Source organism: Paenibacillus peoriae KCTC 3763 (genome assembly GCF_000236805.1).
Taxonomy (GTDB): Bacteria; Bacillota; Bacilli; order Paenibacillales; family Paenibacillaceae; genus Paenibacillus; species Paenibacillus peoriae.
This window is the reverse complement of the sequence record NZ_AGFX01000030.1, coordinates 148,538-168,220: the sequence shown is the minus strand read 5'-3', so window position 1 is coordinate 168,220 and position 19,683 is coordinate 148,538. Positions and strand designations below refer to the sequence as shown.

At 45.7% G+C, this 19,683-nt stretch carries 19 protein-coding genes, 1 tRNA gene and 2 pseudogenes; 8 read left to right on the top strand and 14 right to left on the bottom strand.

Going from position 1 to position 19,683, the window contains the following annotated elements; all coding sequences use genetic code 11:
* Positions 1–27: 27 nt before the first annotated feature.
* Positions 28–369, bottom strand: coding sequence for a winged helix-turn-helix transcriptional regulator (locus KQI_RS0116835; RefSeq protein WP_010348011.1), 342 nt, complete (start codon positions 367–369; stop codon positions 28–30).
* Positions 370–474: 105 nt separating this feature from the next.
* On the opposite strand from KQI_RS0116835, the gene KQI_RS0116830 reads away from it, so the two are divergent.
* Both KQI_RS0116830 and KQI_RS0116825 read left to right on the top strand, forming a co-directional pair.
* Positions 475–1,386 carry an arginase family protein gene (locus KQI_RS0116830; protein WP_010348009.1) on the top strand — a complete coding sequence of 304 codons (912 nt, stop codon included), beginning with the start codon at positions 475–477 and terminating at the stop codon, positions 1,384–1,386.
* A gap of 493 nt (positions 1,387–1,879) precedes the next feature.
* Positions 1,880–2,527: a hypothetical protein gene (locus KQI_RS0116825; protein ID WP_010348008.1), complete on the top strand. Its 648-nt coding sequence runs from the start codon at positions 1,880–1,882 to the stop codon at positions 2,525–2,527.
* A gap of 334 nt (positions 2,528–2,861) precedes the next feature.
* Here the strand turns inward: KQI_RS0116825 and KQI_RS0116820 are convergent, their stop codons facing one another.
* Positions 2,862–3,830 (bottom strand): LacI family DNA-binding transcriptional regulator, encoded by a 969-nt coding sequence (locus tag KQI_RS0116820; RefSeq protein ID WP_010348007.1) that lies wholly within the window; start codon positions 3,828–3,830, stop codon positions 2,862–2,864.
* Between the two features lie 171 nt (positions 3,831–4,001).
* On the opposite strand from KQI_RS0116820, the gene KQI_RS0116815 reads away from it, so the two are divergent.
* Positions 4,002–5,345: a 6-phospho-beta-glucosidase gene (locus KQI_RS0116815; protein WP_010348006.1), complete on the top strand. Its 1,344-nt coding sequence runs from the start codon at positions 4,002–4,004 to the stop codon at positions 5,343–5,345.
* Positions 5,346–5,647: 302 nt separating this feature from the next.
* On the opposite strand, the gene KQI_RS0116810 is transcribed toward KQI_RS0116815, so the two are convergent.
* Positions 5,648–5,721: transfer RNA gene (locus KQI_RS0116810), tRNA-Arg, on the bottom strand.
* Between the two features lie 176 nt (positions 5,722–5,897).
* Here KQI_RS0116810 and KQI_RS0116805 point away from each other — a divergent pair.
* Entirely contained in the window at positions 5,898–6,191 is a 294-nt protein-coding gene (locus tag KQI_RS0116805) for a magnetosome magnetite crystal formation protein family (RefSeq protein WP_010348005.1), read from the top strand.
* Between the two features lie 305 nt (positions 6,192–6,496).
* Here KQI_RS0116805 and KQI_RS0116795 read toward each other — a convergent pair whose 3' ends face one another.
* Complete coding sequence (locus KQI_RS0116795) at positions 6,497–6,856, bottom strand: hypothetical protein (protein ID WP_007431790.1); 360 nt, start codon at positions 6,854–6,856, stop codon at positions 6,497–6,499.
* 163 nt (positions 6,857–7,019) lie between these two features.
* Here KQI_RS0116795 and asnB point away from each other — a divergent pair, with 163 nt between their 5' ends.
* The gene (gene asnB, locus KQI_RS0116790) at positions 7,020–8,864 is read left to right on the top strand and encodes an asparagine synthase (glutamine-hydrolyzing) (RefSeq protein ID WP_010348002.1); all 1,845 of its coding nucleotides are present in this window, start codon (positions 7,020–7,022) and stop codon (positions 8,862–8,864) included.
* 148 nt (positions 8,865–9,012) lie between these two features.
* Here asnB and KQI_RS0116785 read toward each other — a convergent pair whose 3' ends face one another.
* The 3 genes from KQI_RS0116785 to KQI_RS0116775 all read right to left on the bottom strand — a co-directional run bounded on the left by KQI_RS0116785 (position 9,013) and on the right by KQI_RS0116775 (position 11,559).
* Positions 9,013–9,645 carry an XTP/dITP diphosphatase gene (locus KQI_RS0116785; RefSeq protein WP_010348001.1) on the bottom strand — a complete coding sequence of 211 codons (633 nt, stop codon included), beginning with the start codon at positions 9,643–9,645 and terminating at the stop codon, positions 9,013–9,015.
* Positions 9,645–10,406 (bottom strand): ribonuclease PH, encoded by a 762-nt coding sequence (rph, locus tag KQI_RS0116780; protein ID WP_010348000.1) that lies wholly within the window; start codon positions 10,404–10,406, stop codon positions 9,645–9,647. Before rph ends, KQI_RS0116785 begins: the two co-directional genes overlap by 1 nt.
* Before the next feature lie 94 nt (positions 10,407–10,500).
* On the bottom strand, positions 10,501–11,559 hold the full coding sequence (locus tag KQI_RS0116775) for a GerMN domain-containing protein (RefSeq protein ID WP_010347999.1): 1,059 nt from the start codon (positions 11,557–11,559) through the stop codon (positions 10,501–10,503).
* A 151-nt stretch (positions 11,560–11,710) separates the two neighbouring features.
* On the opposite strand from KQI_RS0116775, the gene KQI_RS0116770 reads away from it, so the two are divergent.
* Together KQI_RS0116770 and KQI_RS0116765 are read left to right on the top strand one after the other, a co-directional pair.
* A complete protein-coding gene (locus tag KQI_RS0116770; protein WP_010347998.1) occupies positions 11,711–12,268 on the top strand; it encodes a phosphatidylglycerophosphatase A family protein in 558 nt (185 codons plus the stop codon).
* 39 nt (positions 12,269–12,307) lie between these two features.
* Complete coding sequence (locus KQI_RS0116765; protein WP_010347997.1) at positions 12,308–12,772, top strand: GNAT family N-acetyltransferase; 465 nt, start codon at positions 12,308–12,310, stop codon at positions 12,770–12,772.
* Positions 12,773–12,879: 107 nt separating this feature from the next.
* Here the strand turns inward: KQI_RS0116765 and KQI_RS0116760 are convergent, their stop codons facing one another.
* The 7 genes and pseudogenes from KQI_RS0116760 to KQI_RS0116730 form a co-directional block, all read right to left on the bottom strand.
* A complete protein-coding gene (locus KQI_RS0116760; RefSeq protein WP_010347995.1) occupies positions 12,880–13,665 on the bottom strand; it encodes an SDR family NAD(P)-dependent oxidoreductase in 786 nt (261 codons plus the stop codon).
* A gap of 112 nt (positions 13,666–13,777) precedes the next feature.
* Complete coding sequence (locus KQI_RS0116755; RefSeq protein ID WP_010347993.1) at positions 13,778–14,410, bottom strand: TetR/AcrR family transcriptional regulator; 633 nt, start codon at positions 14,408–14,410, stop codon at positions 13,778–13,780.
* 438 nt (positions 14,411–14,848) lie between these two features.
* Positions 14,849–15,616 carry a hypothetical protein gene (locus KQI_RS0116750; protein ID WP_010347992.1) on the bottom strand — a complete coding sequence of 256 codons (768 nt, stop codon included), beginning with the start codon at positions 15,614–15,616 and terminating at the stop codon, positions 14,849–14,851.
* A 543-nt stretch (positions 15,617–16,159) separates the two neighbouring features.
* Positions 16,160–16,303, bottom strand: a pseudogene (locus KQI_RS28030) (NucA/NucB deoxyribonuclease domain-containing protein); the annotation flags it as partial.
* A 98-nt stretch (positions 16,304–16,401) separates the two neighbouring features.
* Entirely contained in the window at positions 16,402–17,037 is a 636-nt protein-coding gene (locus KQI_RS0116740; protein WP_010347990.1) for an NAD(P)-dependent oxidoreductase, read from the bottom strand.
* Between the two features lie 68 nt (positions 17,038–17,105).
* Positions 17,106–18,116, bottom strand: coding sequence for an MBL fold metallo-hydrolase (locus KQI_RS0116735; protein WP_010347989.1), 1,011 nt, complete (start codon positions 18,114–18,116; stop codon positions 17,106–17,108).
* A gap of 23 nt (positions 18,117–18,139) precedes the next feature.
* Positions 18,140–18,922 carry a class I SAM-dependent methyltransferase gene (locus KQI_RS0116730; RefSeq protein WP_010347988.1) on the bottom strand — a complete coding sequence of 261 codons (783 nt, stop codon included), beginning with the start codon at positions 18,920–18,922 and terminating at the stop codon, positions 18,140–18,142.
* 231 nt (positions 18,923–19,153) lie between these two features.
* Between KQI_RS0116730 and KQI_RS27060 the strand changes: the two are divergent.
* Positions 19,154–19,669, top strand: a pseudogene (locus KQI_RS27060) (DUF72 domain-containing protein); the annotation flags it as partial.
* Between the last annotated feature and the right edge of the window lie 14 nt (positions 19,670–19,683).

Here is a 19,683-nt window from a genome sequence, read left to right as displayed (position 1 = left end):
ACTTACTGGTCACATTGAAAACTGGATTTAATTAGTTTGGTTTTTGGTCCCCCACTCGCATAACCCTTCCAAAACAGGTAATAGTGTTTCCGCTTTATCTGTGAGACTGTACTCGACTTTAGGGGGAACTTGAGGATATTCTTTCCGATTCACCAGACCATCCGCTTCCAATTCTTTTAGTTGCGAACTCAATGTTTTATAAGTAATAGCTCCGATCTGTCTTTTCAGATCATTAAAGCGAACCGTTTGGTTTTCGGCCAGGAGGTAAATAATAACCATTTTCCATTTACCACCGATAACTGACACTGTATATCCAAAAGGTGTATCTTGAATATTTTTAACTTTACCTTTAAATTCAGCCATGCTCATATTTACACTATCCTTTCGGGTAGTACCTTTCAAAAAAGTGCGTACTACGTTTTTATTTGCGTTCAGTTTATACTAACCGTACTTTGAAGTAAAGGAGAGAAAAACATGTCAAAAACAATACGCCTGTTAATGCCACAATGGCAAGGGGGAAACAATCCTAACTACTCTTTTGGAGCCGAACTGCTTGCTTGGCTAGCTCCGGACAATAATCAACCCCTTATTCATGTTCCAGTTCAAGTTTATGATGGAACTCCGCTTGATAATGAGAACGGTATGAATGGGAGAACACAGCTACTTGAACAATTAGAGGCTGCCCAGCATATCATTGACGCTCATAAGCCAGATCGCATTGTAATGTTTGGTGGTGACTGCTTGGTCGAACAAGCTCCATTTGCCTATTTAAACGAACGATACGGCGGGGAATTAGGTTTAATCTGGATCGATGCACACAGTGATTTAGTAAGATATGCGGGCTATGATAACGGACATACATTACCGCTCGGGAATCTGTTGGGAGAAGGAGATGAGGAGTTCGCAAAACATGTGAAAATCCCTCTGAAACCTGAAAATGTCTTTATCGCGGGATTAGCTGTTCCTACAGAGCAAGAAATAGAAGTGATTTCAGAAGCGTTTCAAAGATTAGGTATAGCTCCCACTGAACCAGATACAGAAGTGATTCAAAGACTTGGAATTAGAACTGCTGGAACCCAAGAGTTAACGAACAGTACTGAATCTATAAGAGAGTGGATTAAAGAAAGCGGCATTAAGCACCTGGCTATTCATCTTGATTTAGATGTGCTTGACCCAAAAGCATTTCGTTCTTTATTATTCGCCAACCCAGAAGCACCTTATAATTATTCTCCTGCAGGAACCATGCAAATGTCTCAACTGCTTAATCTGATTAAAGCACTATCTGAAGAAACCGATGTAGTTGGTTTGGGTATAACGGAGCATATGCCATGGGATTCTATTAACTTGAAGAAGCTGCTTGGAGAAATACCTATTTTAAATAAGTAAAGGCATAAACGGAATTATAACAGAACAATGAACTGTTTAATCATAAAATACACTCACGCATTTTATGTTTGCGAGGGTGTATTTTATGTGGTAGCAAGTGCAAAAAACACTTAAACTCCTCTCTTTCATGCTGGTGGCATTATGAGGGCTAAGATAAGCTGGAATACGACTTAAGACACGGCAAATCATCAGCAGCAATGTTGACCAAGCTTGCAGCAATAGAAAGATGCGTAAGTAGAACATTCGCTACAAATAAAAACGCTTCGACTACCAAAAATAAGATCGAATTTCAAAAAAACTTGAAAAAGGAAAAAAATACTGTAAAATAGAAAATGTTTCTATATAACACAATTCATTTAATAATCGTCAATACATATTTCTTAATTAATCCTATATTCATTCCCTCTCTTTTTATACTAGTGGTATATATCATCTTAATAAATCTACTTTATTAGGATGCTTATATAAAATACAAAAAAAGGAGATTTTAAGAGTGAAAAAAAAGGGTTCTCTTCTTCTCGTATCAATTATTATGTTAGCTGCAATTAGTCCCGTCTCTGCTGAATCTAACACAGTAGAGGAAAGTGGCAATCAAATTGGAATTATTGATATTCAAAACCCATCCAAGGACACAATAGTAAGTGATGTATTAACGTTTAGTGAAATGGCCAAACAAATTTCCAATGATTACGGAATATCTATTAATGAGGCTTCAGATTTACTGAGAAGTCAAAGCAAAGCAAGCGCAATAAGCAAAAGTGATTTTGAAGCAACAGCCACCTATAGAACATTATCATCATTTTTACATGAGATGCCCAATGGCTACACTCCTTATATGAGATTTTATTGTGAGACAACTGAAGGGGGATCATTCAGAGGTATAACCAAAATCATCTCTCATAATTTGGTTAGAGCATATAACGGAATAAGCAAGCAGTTCTCTGGTACTGTTGAATCGCACTTGGAACATGCCAATAAAATCCATTATATCGTTAATGGAGATTTTTACAACAACGGCACCACAACTATAACAGGTGGTGGCTCAATAGGTCTTGGTGGGGTAGGAAGTTTGAATTTTTCTGTGTCCAGTTCATCCAATCATTTTAGATACTATTATGGAGAACATGACCTTATATTTTAATACAATCATTGAAAAGATTGAGGGTTCGTTGACCTCAATCTTTTCAATGATCAAGATTACGGGTGTATCCTATGCTAAAAAATACTCCTGAATATTTTAACCTAAATTGGATTGAGGTATAAAAAAATGAGCTCACTAATTAGAATTATTATAAGTGTTTTAATTATATTTTCACCAGTAATTATTACTGGCCGCTTCTTTATTGACTCATCCACTTTTGGGACCTTTTTAAGCGTTGAATTTGTTGTTCGGATGTTTGCTTTAATTTTAGGATTATTTTTAATCCATAATGAATTTAGAAATAAATAACAATAGTAAAAGAATAACCAGGCTATTAAGTCGTCGCTCGCTCAACTAATTTGAACTCCAAAGGATGTAATTCTTCATGAAGCTCCTCAAGGGCATTTCGAATCATAATGAATGCATTTTCCGCTTGCTTGTCAATCGGGTAATGAATGGTGGTTAAATCAAGCAAATGCGAAATTTCGGTATTATCAAAGCCCACTACTGCAACATCACTCGGTACAGAAACACCAAGCCTACGTGCTTCGGTCAAAAGGCCTGCAGCCAAATAATCGGTAGAACAAGCGAAAGCATCCGGCTTGTGGGGTTGTTCTCCCCACCAGTGAGCAACTTGTTCACCCGCTTCTATTGAATTCAAGTCATAAAAATGCGGGAAGGCATCAGCGTCCAGATCATATTTTTTGCAAAAATCATGATAGGCCCGAATGCGCTCCTTCGTATTCAGTCCCTTCATATTTCCATATACATTCACAATGCTGCGATAGCCTCTGGCATACAAATGCTCCAGTGCAAGCATATACCCCTGATACTGATCCATAAATACGGACGGAATCGTCTCGATGTTCACCCGCTGCCACGTCACAATTGGGCCATATTTGGTGTAATGCTCAATCACACTCCACTCATTGACACGAATCATGCACACCAAAGCATCCAGTTGCTTTCTCCGCAACATTTCCAGTGCTTCAAGCTCCCGATCCTTTACTCCATTCGTAATAAACAGCGCTATATTAAAGCCATGCTCCTGAGCATATGTTGTAAAGCCACGCACGAATGAACCCAATGAATCATTAAAAGAAATTGAAATAATCCCTATGAGCTTGGTCATGCCCTTTTTTAATGAAACCGCATTTAAATTCGGAACATAATCCAGTCGGTCTATGACCTCCTGCACACGCTGTCTTGTCGGTTCACTCACGTACGGATGGTTATTAATAACACGGGACACCGTAGCCGAGGATACACCCGCGAGCTTTGCAATTTCATGAATATTCGCCACATTTCTCACCTCGTTCTTTCTATTTTAGCATGTTCATGGTCCTGTCCTCTAATTGTCACCTTTCCCAAATAAGTTTTTTAAAAACGCTTGACCTGTAATGCATTACAGGGATTACAGTGAAATTGAGCTTAAGAAAGCGGTTAAAAAAAACATACTCAGGAGGCACTATCCATGAAAAAAGGCATAAAGATTGCAACCATTGGCGGAGGCTCCAGCTATACACCAGAATTAGTAGAAGGCTTCATCAAACGCTATGCAGAGCTTCCCATTCGGGAATTGTGGCTGGTAGACATTGAAGCAGGACGCGAAAAGCTTGAAATCGTAGGGGCTATGGCCAAACGGATGGTGAAGGCCGCAGGCATTGATTGCGAAGTACATTTGACGCTGGATCGTCGGGAAGCCTTGAAGGATGCCGATTTTGTAACGACACAGTTTCGGGTAGGCTTGCTTGAAGCCCGGATTAAAGATGAAAGTATTCCATTAAAACACGGTATGATCGGTCAGGAAACCAATGGCGCTGGCGGGATGTTCAAAGCCTTCCGTACGATCCCCGTTATCCTTGGTATCGTCGAAGATATGAAAGAACTGTGTCCGAATGCATGGTTGATTAATTTCACCAATCCTGCAGGTATGGTCACCGAGGCGGTGCTTCGTTATGGTCAATGGGACAAAGTCATCGGATTATGTAATGTTCCGATTGGCGCCATCAAGAGTGCAGCAGCCGTGCTGGACAAACCGGAAGAAGAGCTATTCTTTAAATTTGCAGGCATTAACCACCTTCACTGGCACAGAATTTTTGACAAAACAGGGGCCGAATTAACGGAGCAAGTCATTGAAGGACTGTATGCGCCCGGTGCAAAACCGGAGAAGGTCGTTGAAAATATCAAGAACATGCGCTTCCTGTATGATCAGGTTCGTCAATTGAAAATGCTACCTTGTCCTTACCATCGGTATTACTACATGACCGATAACATGCTCAAGGAAGAATTAGAGGAAGCCAAAAACGAAGGAACTCGGGGTCAAGTCGTCAAACGTCTCGAAGAGAGTCTGTTTGAACTGTATAAAGATCCGAATCTGGACTACAAACCTGAGGAATTATCCAAACGCGGCGGTGCGCATTACAGCGATGCAGCCTGTGAAATTATTAATTCGATCTATAATAACAAAGGCACGCTGATGGTAGTGAGCACACGGAATAACGGTGCGATTGATGATGTCCCTTATGACAGTGCTATCGAAATTACCAGTGTCATTCGCGCGCATGGTGCGGAGCCTGTAAACTTCGGCAAATTCCCGCCTGCACAACGCGGCCTGCTGCAAGTCATGAAGGCGATGGAAGAGCTGACGATTGAAGCAGCAGTCACTGGCGACTACGCAACCGCACTGCAAGCCTTCACCCTGAATCCGCTCGTTCCAAGCGGCGACATTGCCCAAACCGTGCTGGATGAATTGCTGGAAGCACATAAAGAGCATTTGCCACAGTTCTTTGCCAATAAGGCGAAGACGACGGTGTAAATTTATAAAACAAGCTGTCCATGCTAGACTACGGAAAAACGGTCGTCTCCCTGCGATTATGATGGGGTCACGACCGTTTTTTATTTTGCTCCATACTGAATGTAGACAAACATGCTGGAACACAAAAAAGCTTCCTAATATGAATTAGGAAGCTTTTTATAGTACGTCCCAGGAGGGATACTCTCCCTACGGTCGAGACTGCGAAGTGTATGCTAACGAGGCTTATGCTCCGACGTCCCCCCAAAGGGGTTCTCATCCCGTTGGAACGAAAAAAGCTTCCTAGATAGGAAGCTTTATCTATACGTCCCAGGAGGGATTCGAACCCCCGACCGACGGCTTAGAAGGCCGTTGCTCTATCCAGCTGAGCTACTGGGACAAAATGGTATTCAATTAAACCTTATGTATTCAGTGCATGAATTATTATATCACATTTCGGGTATCTGTCAAAAGCATTTTTTCATCCTGCATGGAAACATACTGTGAAAGGAATCATTTGGACGCTAACGGGGTATTATGTACAAAAGAGCATGCTATACAAGGAGGGGTTGATCCGTGAAAGGTCTATTGTCGTCACTTTGTTATTTCAGCATTTTCTTTGCACCTTTTCTGCTGCCGATCATCGTGTGGATTGCAGTACGAGACGAATATGTACAGGGACATGCCAAAAAAGCCATTTTATCGCACATTTTCCCCATTATTGCGGCGATTCCGCTGTTTTATTTTATTGTAACAGCCAATCATGCGGGTTCTGTTGTCGGGTTTGTACTGCTATTCGTTGTGGTTTATCTCGGGGTATTTGTCTACAACATCTACAAAGGGATTATGACACTCCGTGAAGCTGCGTAGCTCCAAAAAAGCCTCCTGCATTCCGCTTGTTAAGCCGGAAGTGGAGGCTTTTTTGGATTACTGGATCATCACACCTTATTCTTCCTGCCTATTTATTGCCGAAGCGTCTAGGACTTCTACGTACTTCATGTCTTACGTTTTTCTCCAGCATTTCTTCCGCAAACTCATTGTTATGAATATAACTGCTGCTTTTATTCTTCTTGTATTTCGCTTTGCCGTCTATGATTTCCCCCTCCTTTCACGCTGATTCTGCGATGATGCCGGAGTCCAGATCAACAGAAGCCGAGGCATAGCACACCAAATTCTCATCCCCCGAACTCCTTGGCAAACTCCGTGCTGAGCTGCCCGTAGGAGAGCAATTCCCGTTTAAACTTGTCCCGTTCCTCACCGGCGGTAATGTGTGTGGAATCGGTAAAAGCCTTATCTGTCACTTCTTCAAATGCGGAGTGCAGATTATTGTCGTACCAATCCAGCTCCAAATCGGCGTCATTGCGAATGATCCGTACCATGTCATAGTCATTTTGACCGTCCTGCTGATTATTCGCCGTGATATACACCAGCAATTCCGGGTCATCTGCCGCGCCGGGCCGCACCTCTACCTCTGCGCAGCGCACACCGTCAATTTCAGTGAAGCGACGTATTTTGGCGTCCTTGATGTAGTAAATTGGTCTCCCTCCTTTCTTGCGAGTAGACGGGTTGCCCCATCTGTAGTTTTCGGAACGGACAGACATTTTATGCTTCTTTTCGGCATATATACTGATGAACTGGAGATTTAGTTTTGATTCATTCCAACACTGGATGAACACGACAAAGAGAGGATGAACAGGCATGTGCGGAATTACAGGTTTCATACAGTGGAACGGAGACTTAATGCATCAATCGGGACTGCTGCTGAATATGACACAAACACTCTCCAATCGCGGCCCCGATGCTGCAGGCACCTGGATATCCAACCCGTGTGCCTTCGGACACCGAAGACTGAGCGTAATGGACCCGGAAAATGGCGCCCAGCCTATGATCCGGCAGCTTGAGGATATCACTTATACGATTGTATATAACGGAGAAATATATAACGCGCCTGAGCTGAAAAAAGAACTGCAGCAGCGCGGGCATTTTTTCCGTACACAATGCGACACCGAGGTGCTGCTCGAAGCCTATATCGAATGGGGCCCCGAATGCGTGGACCGATTAAACGGCATTTTTGCGTTTGCTATCTGGGATAGTGGGCGGCAGCAGGTATTTCTGGCGCGGGATCGTCTGGGCGTAAAGCCGCTATTTTATAGCCACAATGAGGATGTATTCGTATTCGGCTCAGAGCCTAAAGCGCTGCTTCAACACCCTGCTGTCGAAGCGGCCGTTGACGCCGAGGGATTGGCCGAAATTTTTATCATCGGGCCTGCACGTACCCCCGGACACGGCGTCTATTCGTCCATGAAGGAGCTGCGCCCCGGGCATACGCTGACCTACGACCGCGACGGCATGCATATTCAGACCTACTGGAAGCTGGAAAGCATTGCGCATGAGAATGACACGGAACAAACAGCGCTCAAGGTACGTGAGCTGTTGCTGGATACGGTGGAGCGGCAGCTCATTTCGGACGTTCCGGTGTGCACCTTGCTATCTGGCGGTCTGGATTCAAGCGCACTGTCCGCATTAGCCGTCAATTATTACAAGCGTACCGGGCAGGGACAAGTTGATACGTATTCGGTCGATTATGTAGATAACGACAAACATTTTAAAGCCCATGCGTTCCAGCCCGGAGCCGATGCCCCCTGGATTCAGCGCATGGTGGATGAATTAGGCACTAACCATCACTGGATCGAATTCGATACCCCCGAAGTCGTAGCAGCTCTGAACAACTCCACACTAACACGGGATTTACCCGGCATGGCGGACGTGGATTCGTCGCTGTATCTCTTCTGCCGGGAGATTAAAAAAGGAGCAACGGTTGCCATTTCCGGCGAGGCGGCGGATGAAGTGTTCGGCGGGTATCCGTGGTTCCATCGTGAGGATATGCTGAACTCAGGCACGTTCCCGTGGGCGGTCGCTCCCGATATGAGAGCCAGTCTGCTGTCTCCCGAAGTGCGGGACTGGATCAAGCCGCTGGAGTATTTGAATGACCGATACTCAGAGGCCATAGGAGAAGTGCCGAAGCTGTCGGGGGAAACAGGTAAAGCTGCGCAAATGCGCGTAATGTCCTATTTGAACATCACACGCTTTATGCCTACGCTACTGGATCGCAAGGATCGAATGAGTATGGGAGCCGGACTCGAAGTACGTGTGCCATACTGCGATCATCGGCTGGTGCAATATGTATGGAACATCCCGTGGAGCATTAAGATGACAGGCGGACGTGAAAAAGGTATCTTACGAAAGGCGCTGGAGGGTGTATTGCCGGATGATGTGCTGTACCGTAAAAAAAGCCCATACCCCAAAACACATAACCCTTCCTATCTTGCCGCTGTGAAAAAGCAGGCGCTGGAGCTGCTGGATGATTCCTCTTCCCCGCTGCTTAAGCTGATTGATGCGCAAAAGGTGCGTGATATCGCGGCCTCGCCAGAGGCTTCCAGCAATCTGCCCTGGTTTGGTCAGCTGATGTCAGGTCCCCAATTGTTTGCATACCTGACTCAGGTGGATAACTGGCTGCGCACCTACAAAGTAGCGATTCGATAGGATTAGCTAACAGCTACAGCAGTTCACAACAGGAACGACGGGTAATTTGGAGTGGATGAATAACAGAAAAAGTCTACCCGCAATTGATGAGCTGCGGATAGACTTTTATTGTTTTAGGCCTAATCTGATAGTTGAACCCTGCTGAGATTTAATTCTGCGGATTCCCCAGTTTGGTCGCCAAATTACGCAGGGCTATCCCTCGATGGCTGATAGACTGCTTTTGTTCCAACGTCAGCTCGGCCATCGTCTTCTCAAACTCAGGCAAATAAAACAACGGATCATAACCAAATCCGCCGCCGCCTGCGGTTTCCGTTGTAATCCAGCCATCCACCGAGCCGGTCGATTCCAATGTCTCCCCGGTCTGAGGATTATACAGAATTAAGGTACAGACGAATTGAGCCGGACTTAGCAAAGGCTGTTCTGTATCATCACCAAGCTGCTTCGATTCCAAAACATCGAGCAGCTTAATATTGTTTTCGTGATCGCTGGCACCTTCTCCAGCATAACGGGCCGAGTATACGCCCGGTGCACCGTCCAGCAAGTCCACGCACAGACCGGAATCATCGGCCAGCACGGGCAGTCCCAGCGCATCTCCAACCGCTTTGGCCTTTTTCAGCGCATTCTCGGCAAAGGTCTTGCCATCCTCAACGACATCAGGAATGTCGGGGTAATCGTACATGCTTTTGACTTCCTTGCCCAGCGGAGCAAAGGCATGTGCAAATTCACGTATCTTCCCTTTATTCTTGGTAGCGACAATGACAATCGGGCCATCCAGTCGCATCAGACTCCAGCCCCTGTGCGTCCGGCTCCGATCTTATCAGCAATCGGTCCGAGCACTTCCTTTTGACGCTCGATCATTTGTAAGATTCCTTGTTCGCCCAAGCTAAGCAGCTGATCCAATTCGTTACGGTCGAATGGACTTTCTTCTCCGGTGCCTTGCAGCTCAACATATTTGCCGCTGCCGGTCATCACCAGATTCATATCGACTTTGGCCTTGGAATCCTCTTCATAGTTCAGATCGAGCAATGCTTTCTCACCAACAACCCCTACGCTGACAGATGCCAGAAAATCCGTAATGGGAAAAACAGGTAGCTTGTGCTGGGTGGCAATTTTATTGACCGCAATCGCTAACGCTACGAATGAACCGGTAATTGAGGTTGTGCGCGTTCCGCCGTCCGCCTGAATAACGTCACAGTCCAGCGTAATGGTCCGTTCACCCAGCGCCTGCAAATTTACAACCGAACGCAACGCTCTTCCGATCAGACGCTGAATTTCCATCGTACGGCCCGTCAGCTTGCCACGCGCGGCTTCGCGCTGGTTACGGCTATGAGTCGCCCGCGGAAGCATGGAATACTCTGCAGTCACCCAGCCCTTTCCTTGTCCCTTCATGAAGGGTGGAACGCGTTCTTCCACAGTAGCCGTGCAAATGACTTTCGTCTCGCCAACCTCTATAAAAACAGAGCCCTCCGCGTATTTGTTTACTCCTGCTGTCAATTTCATCGGGCGCAGCTCATCACCGTTTCGTCCGTTAGATCTACTCATGCTTTTTCCTCCTACGTCGTATGCAACCTGTTCTTATATGTTTATTTTACCAAAGTGTGCAGGCAAAAGCACCCCAAAGGACGATTCTCCGCCCTTAAAGAGGAATTTCGTTAATGTGCTGCGGCTTGGCTACAGGTTCTCCATAATTCTGATTATTTTGTCCAATAACACTTTTCTCGCCATTCAGTTCAATCCGAATTTTCGTTTTGGCCGCATCCCCCGAATTGTCTGCTGCTGTCAGTACGACCGATTCCAGAAATTCCGCAGGTACAGCTTCACCCTTGGCGAACATATCATCCGAGAGCGACACCGTAATTACGTTGTCTTTGGAACGTTCTATTGATTTTAGCGCCGTCTCCCCTGTCATCACTTCCTGTAATCCGTCCTTCGTCTGCGGCCCTTGAATCAATTGATGCAGCGCGGACTGGATACGATCTTTCTCCGGGTTGACCAGCCGTGTGACAGGCACATAATATTGAACTCCGGCAGGAGATGACGATGAAAAATATACCGTGACCGGACTGGAATCCAGCGGTGTCGCACCCTGACCGACCTCCAGATTAATGCCCACTGCGCGTGTCAACGGATGATCCAGCGGCGTACCGTCAACGGGCATTTCGTTCAGTCTTTTGCCATCCATCCAAATCTGTACGTTTTTAATGTCGGGGCGGTCGGTCAGGGTCCAGGTCAAGCTTTCCATTAATTTGCGTTCTTCCTGCGGCTTATAGTTGGCAAAAGATTTGTTGAATTCGACGACAGCCAGTTTGTTGTTCTTGTCCACTGTCACGCTCTTCACTTCTGTACCTTGAGGTAATACGCCTTTGAAACCCTCTGGCAATAATCCGGCATACGGCCCCCCCTCAACCAGGGTTTCCAGCGCCGACTTGGCATCTGCCTGTACATCACCTGTGGCAATCGGCAAAGATACCGGAGCCAGCAAACCGTTATGATCTTGCAAAAAGACAGCCCTCAGCTGCCCGGTGCTCACAGGTGCTTTTCCGCTTACGGCCTTGATCATGGACTGCTCTAACGTGGACGGCGGGGGGTCAATAGATGCTGACTCATTGCCGAAAAGACTGCATCCGGACAACAACAGGGGTAGCGACAGCAGCCCTGCTACAGAGGTCATACGCCATGGGTGTTTTAGGTTCATAAGTAAAGTTCCTCCCTAACAATTTTGTACAGATTGTACTAATATGTATACGAGCCCCGCGTAAAAAATAACTACTTTTTCAGCAGACTGGACACACTGTCATAATCGCAACTAAAATCAGAATGTATACGAGGAGGGGAACTACAACTTTATGGATAAGAAAAAAGCACCTTATAGCCTGAATAGTAAAAAGGTAGCTGATGCCACCCGTGAATTGCTGCACAAGCGTGGTGTAAGCATGACTGAAATCGCAGAGCTGGTCATGCTGCTACAGAATAAATATTACCCAAACCTGACGATGGAAGAATGCATGGAAAATGTAGACAAAGTCCTGATGAAGCGTGAGGTTCAAAATGCAGTGCTCACCGGCATCCAGCTGGATATCCTTGCCGAACAGGGTGCCCTTCTTCCCCCATTGCAGGATATGATTGAGAATGATGAGGGTCTATATGGGGTGGATGAAATTCTGGCCTTCTCCATCGTGAATGTGTACGGCAGCATTGGATTTACCAATTACGGGTATGTTGATAAACTCAAACCGGGTGTGCTGGAACGCCTGAATAATAAAAGCCTCGGGCCAATCCATACGTTTTTGGACGATATTGTAGGCGCTATCGCAGCATCAGCCAGCAGCCGTATCGCCCATCGCAAACAGGCAGAGCGTGAACAGGAGCTTGGGGAAGAAAGCGCACCGAATACTACACGCTAAAAAACAACAGAGATATGCAGGGTAAGAGGAGAACAGGACATGGCAAACGTAGCTGAAAAAGTAAATGAAAAATATGCGACCCGCATCATGAAAGCTGAGGATTACGAGCAGGCTTTTGCACTGTGGAACAGCTTGGAAGGATTGGGATTAAGCGAAGCCGACTCGCCGGAGCGAATTGCACGCTTTTTGCAGCGGAATGAAGGACTTAGCTTTGTTTGTGAGTATGAAGGCAGCATCATAGGTACGATTATGGCAGGACATGATAGTCGTAGAGGATTTCTGTATCATCTGGGCGTAGCCGCAACGCATCGCGGTCAAGGAATTGCCCCGTTGCTGGTGAATGAAGCATTGTCTGCTTTGCTGCGAGAGGGCATTGATAAATGTCATCTTTTTGTGATGGGGCATAATGAAGCAGGGCAACGCTTCTGGTCAGCCAACGGCTGGGAGAAACGGGATGGAATTTTACTATATTCCCGAGGACTGGAGTCCAGAGGGCTGGAGTAGCAAGCGCTTATTCATGTAAACAGGAATACCAGGTCTGATATAGTTTGGAACCGATCAGACCTGGCACATGAAGTGTGTCTGATGCATTGCTATTACTTACAGTCCTATTATTTTTGCGGTCGAAGCGTACGTTCTACAATTCCCAATGTGGCTTGGCGGGAAAAAAATCTGGAAACCTGGGCGACCCAATAATTTTGGCGACCGGATATCAGGTGACTCTTTCCCCTTTCAAATGCTTTCAGCGCGTTCTGTACTACTTTTTGCGGGGTTTCTCTGGAGCCCACGGAAGCTTCATTGGAGCCTACCACATCAAAAAATGCGGTTTCAGTGGCACCCGGACAGAGGGCAAGCACTTTTAGCCCCCGTTTCTGATTTTCGGCCCAAAGCGCTTCACTAAAGGAAAGCACAAATGCCTTGGTTGCTCCATACACGGCCATATACGGATCAGGCTGAAATGCGGCTGTGGAAGAGACGTTGATGATTCCTCCATCCCGGTTACGTAATAAATCAGGCATAAAAGCATGTGTAATATCTACTAAAGCAGCGACATTAAGCATGATTTCCTCATGCTGACGTTCTCCTGAAACCTGTTCAAAGTAACCATAGGTAGCGAAGCCTGCATTGTTGATTAAAAGATCCACCTTCAATTGATGTTTTTGAACCTCCTGATGCAATGTTTGTGGCGCACCTGCTGCCGAAAGATCAAGCGCGATCACGGTTGCCCTTACGTTATATTTCACAGAAAGCTCTTCGGCCAGCGCCTTTAATTTCGTTTCATTGCGTGCCACCAAAATAAGATTACATTTCTTAGCTGCGAGCGAATAGGCGAACGCCTCGCCAATACCGGATGAAGCTCCCGTGATCAGAGCCGTTTTGTTTGTATACATAAACATGATAATGACCTCCATAGTATCGTTGTTTTGTTTTAGAAACGCCGTTACCGTTGCTGTATAATGAACTGAAGTCATCCACTATGACGACCTCAGTACATTTTAAATCCTATGATTACAATGAAGGGGCCTTACATGCAGCCAGCGTCTGCTTCATCGTAAATGCATAAATCTCATGGGCTACAGCTGCATCCGAAAAATGACCTGCAAAATGCAGGTGTATAACCCCATGTAAGGCAGACCACAGCATTCGGACGACCAGCAACGGATCTTGCTCTGCCAATTGCCCCTGCTCCATAGCGTGTACAACGGTCTGCAGAATTCGGGACAGGGCTGTTGTCGTACCTTCCAGACTCTGTTCATCCGGTTTGAAATCAGATAAGGCCCCGCCAAACATCATTTTGTAATAGGCTGAATGAAGCTGTGCAAATTCCCAGTACGCCCAGCTTAAAGCTTCCAGGTCAGCGAGTACGTCTTCGGTAACAGGTACGTGCTGAAAGGTCTCCGCCAGCAGCCGACATCCATCCAGGTACATTTCATTGGCCAGACCATCTTTGCTGCCGAAGATACTGTAAATAATTTTGGTTGAACAGCTTAATTTCTGCGCAATCCGTCGCACGGTCACGGACTCAGGCCCTTCCTCTACAAGAAGGATGCATGCGGCATCAATAACGTTTTTACGGAGCAAATGCTGCTGCTGAAGCTTCACTTCCGAATAGGTTTTATAGGGCTGCGATGACTCGGCCATGGTTCAATACACTTCCTTTTGCTTATTAAAAGACGATTACTACTTTGAAGATCATACCGTACTCAATGTAAAACCTTACTCACTTTTTGGAAACAGTGTTTCCCACAAGAATCATAGTATTCTAATCCTGATGGTTTGTCAAATAAAAGGCCAGAAATAATCATGGCCTGACCAAGCTAGAACTTAGTATTCTAGCATGAGGATGTCATGGTTCACGGTAGGTGCTCGCCAGCCCCCGTACGGGACTTTCACCTTAGAGATGACGCCTATGCTGGGGGTACACAAAAAAAGCTCTGTCAACTATAAGGTTAGCAGAGCTTTTTACTAATGATATTGTGAAAGGAAGCTTCAGCATTTAAGGACACGCTAAAAATCCCTTAAGATTCACCTAATATAAATCTAACCCATAAAGAATCAGGTTTATATTAGGTGACTTCATTATTCATAATTATTAATAAGTACTAGTTGAGAGCTTTTTCCATGAACTACTATATTAGCTTCAGTTACTACCCCTATCATTGATTTCAAAAGCCCTTTCTGCCCCAATGCAACTGGTTTCCAACCATATTTTAATGTGTGATCAAAAGTACCAGGACCAGCGCCTAAAGCAAAACCTTGCGATTGAGAACTGATAGGACCATTTCTCATCATACCATTTTGTCCAAGTCTAAATTTTTTTGCAGTTATTGAAACTGGAGTGGAATAGTCATTTATTCTCCAGCCTCCATTTGCGCTTACTAGACTACCATAAACCACACCATTTTCATCAGTAGATTTTGCCATATAAAAAGTCGAATAAGTAGTTACTGATATACTTTCATCTGATTTTGATTCAGATCTTGAACTATCATACACTGCAGCGGCAGAAATAGCGTAGATGTTCAACTCATTACTATCATTTACATTGGAAATCCTTAACGATTGGTTAACTTCTCTACCTACCAGCTTAGCAGTTCTGTATGTTTTGACATCAAACTCTTTCCCATCAATATTGTAAGTAGACTCTGTTACAGTACTCCCAATATCCAAGTCGCTGATTCCTTTTTTAGCGCGATCAATGACTTCTTCTACATTTAAAGCTTTATCCACCTGGTATGTAGCTTTTCCTTCTAGGTCGACTACATTAGAACTTGAGTCTGCGAAAACAAAAGTTGGTGCTAGTAAAAGAGCTCCTACAACTGATAAAATAATTAGTTTTTTCTTCATTAATTTTCCTTTTTTTGTATGTTATGATACTATTATTAAGAAATTGCGTGAATAAAACAACCTTTTTGGAGGATAAATAATGAAAAAAATATTAGTTTTTATCTTGTTTATAGGATTTATGTTATTTTTGAGATTAATCAATCTATTTGATGAATATTTCCAAAATAAAATGTCAATTACTTTCAAATATCAACCGTATTTAACTTATGAGTGGATTTTATATCTATTACTAGGAATATACTTTTCGTTAATTTTCACTGGAGGTTTGAAATTTGTATTCAAAAAAAATATTTTTATCTTGGCCTTCATCCCCTCCCTTTTAGTCATAATTTATTATTTAGCAGGAAATTATCTATCTTCAAATCTTAACTTAATATTTATGTTGTCTGGCTCCTTATTATCGTACAGCTTGTTAGGGGAAAAGAAATAACTTTCAAAAAAAGGACTCATACCAGTTCAAGAAGCTGGGTTGAGTCCTTATCTTTATTTCACTATGAATCTTACCTTTGTACCATCAGCATATTTATCTAATTGATGACTTACTCATGATCCAGCTCCTCTATTATCTTTAGGGCTTATGTATCGAATATCAGCACCCGCGCCACCTTCAGAGCACATTGCCATCGGCCATTCGTCACGATCATATCCTTTTTTAGTCGGATAGCCCTTCAAAGACTCCCTGTTTCTGGCTGACCTAATAATACAAAAAAGAACGCAAATAAGTAGATACACTTACCGCGCTCTGACTGAATGTTAAAAATGAAGCTATGTTTGGCGTTTTACGTTCAATAGGCAATGCCTACACGTGCATGTATAAATTCGTAACTCTTCCATTGACGATAGGTAAAATCAGCCGTATCAGCGGTGGAAATTTGTGAGCCGCCTTCGGGCAAAAAGTCTTTTTCCACACGATAAATGCCTGTCCGCGCACCGTCCGGCAGATAGGTTGGGCAGACAATGGTCCAGTCCAGCGCCGAAGCACGCAGCAATTCGTACACCCGCCGATGCTCCTCTGCCGCACGAGTACTGCGTCGCCGGGTCTCGGAGGACTCGTACCGATACAAGCCCGGTTCGGTGCGGCTTTGCAAAATCCCTGCTGTCCCTACCGTAATAAGACGGGCAACAGATTGCTTCTGCATGTGCCGGATCAGCAGGTCGATATTCACGGATAAGGTAGTGGTTCCATCCGTATTCAGTGCGCTGATGACAACCGACACCCCGCCCGCCAGCGCTCGCGCTACATCCTCGGCACGGGTAGCATCCCCTTGTACCATGCGGAGCTGCGTCCCGTATTTTAATACGTATTCCTCCAGTTTGCCCGGTGAACGGACAAGGGCCGTAACGGTATGACCGTCCGCCAAAGCATATTCCAATATAAACCGCCCTACGCGTCCGGTAGCTCCCAGCAGCAGCAGATTCATAAAAGCCTCTTTCCCGGCATGCATGCCGCTTGATCATGTTGCTTTGTCTTGTTGGCTATATTCGGTAACTAGTCCCGGCCAAGGGCATAGAAGTGTATAATCTGCTCCGCATTGCTCATCCAAACCCAACCACGGCGCACCAGCTCCACCAGATGAGCCAGCGTCTCCGACATAGCAAATCGCAGTTGGTGAATACCCAGCTTGCCACCGAAAACGGCTATACATAGCTCGTAGGCGGTGCTCCCTTCCGGCTGAATCAACTGCTGGAACTTCTCCAGCCGTTCTTCATGGTGTGCCAGCAACGCTTGCGTCCGTTCATAAAAAGTATCAAACGGATTGCGGTGCCCCGGATACGCCCAAGCCACCTCCAGCTCGCTCAGACGCCGCAAACCGTCTGTATAAGACTGCAAGGGCTGGGCATCACCTCCCGGCAGCAGGCTGATATTGGGCGAAATCTGCGGCAAGACTGCATCGCCGCATAGGATCACGCCGCTATTCGGCATATACAGGGATATATGCCCGGCTGCATGTCCTCCTGTCTCAATAGGCAGCCAGCTGCGTCCGCCCAGTTCCAAACAGGCATTCTCCCTAACAGGAATGACCGTAATTTCAGGCTGTGGATTCACTTGCGCATACGCCTGCAGCATATGGGCTACCAGGTCGGGCACCTGTTCCAAAGGGAAGCCATGTCGGACAAAAAAAGCGGGAAGCGTATGCTCCATAGCAGCAGTTGATGCCTGGCCACCCCACATCATCATCGCTTCCTGATGGCTTCGAGCTGACATATGTACACGTGCCTGGCTTTGCTGCTGCATCCAGCCAGCCAATCCGTAATGATCCGGGTGATGATGGGTCACCATAATGTCCGAAATATCCTTAAAGGACATCCCCAGTTGCTGGAAGACATGCGCCCATTCTGCCTCTGTGTCCAGATTGCGCGGACCAGGGTCTACAATTGTAAAGCCGTGCTGTCCCTTGAGCACATAGCTATTCACCCAGCGCAGCGGAAAGGACATCGAGATTTTGACCTGAAAGCCTCCTTCGATCCCTTCACACGGGGTAAGCTCTGGCCATTTCATGGCTTTCCATCCGCCTTTCCGGTTCAAGCCCGCATGCCGACAAAAATCATTCGGGGCGAAGCATCCTCGATATATTGATCTTCATTATAGCTTCCGTGCACCTGTTCTACAGACAGCCCGGCTTGCTCCAGCAAGGCGCGGAACTTTTCATATGGATACAGCTTTACACGCTCGTGATACACACGTGCCGATTCCTCTCCTGCGGCGGTATCCAAACCAGCATCGGCTTCAGCAGCCGCAGCCGATGCGGATGAACGAATCGCGATCTGTTTTTTCACAAATCCATCTTCAATCACCCGATGCTCCTCAATGCAATTTCCTTCATCCTCGCGTGACGAATGCGGCACCAGATGAAGGGCTACGTAGGCCGGATTCAAATAATCTATGATAAAGCGTCCTCCCGGCTTCAACAGGCGATAAATCTCCTTTAATACTTTAAGCTGCTCCCCATCCTCCTCAAAATAGCCGAAGGAAGTGAACAAATTCACCACCGCGTCAAAGCTTTCATCCAGCGGCACCGCTCTCATATCGCCTTGATGCCAGCTTACCCGTCCTTCGGGATCAGCAGCATGCGCCTCTCTCAGCAGCACTTCGGACAGATCCACGCCTGTCACCTTATAGCCCGCATCGGCAAGTGCCAGCGAATGACGTCCCATACCGCAGCATAAATCCAATACACTGGAGCCTTGCGCTAAATTGAGCCAAGAGATCATTTTCTGCACTTCCTGATAGGCTCCCTGAAAGTCGCGATGCTTATATACCAATAAATAATCTTCCCCAAAACTCTGCTCGTACCATTCTGACATATCGTTTCTCCTCCATGAGCTCATTTCACTCTATTACATATTATATTAGCTTTTTCAAACTGGAAACTCCAAAGCATTACGAATAAGGAACATGTTACAATAATCGTAATTAAACTTAAATGTTCATAGGAACTTCATACCAGCTTCATGCGGTTCACCCTATTTTATCATTAAAATGTATCGTGGGAACGCCTTTTGAGCGTATTCATGAAGGAAAGGAGCAGCAAAGCCATGATTCAAATTGGACTGACAGGTTGGGGCGATCACGATGACCTGTATCCGATCGGCACCAAAGCTAATCAAAAATTAAGCATCTATGGAAGTCATTTTCCTGTGGTGGAGATGGATAGTTCTTTTTATGCGGTGCAGCCTACGGATCGCATGGCACGCTGGGCGGCCGAAACCCCTGACTCCTTTTCATTTCTCGTCAAAGCCTACCAAGGCATGACTGGACATACACGCGGCAAACAGCCTTATTTTAAAACAACCGATGAAATGTATAAGGCCTTGCATGCATCCATACAGCCTCTCCGCGAAGCGGGCAAGCTCAAGGCGGTGCTGTTTCAGTATCCCCCATGGTTCGACTGTACACGCGAGAATGTAGCCGTATTGCGAGACACGAAAAAAAGGATGGGCGAGGTCCCATCCGTACTTGAATTCAGACATCAAAGCTGGTTTACACCCGATTTTCGGAAACGAACGCTGGCATTCATGCACGAGGAAGGCTGGATACACAGCGTATGCGACATGTATTAGGTGTT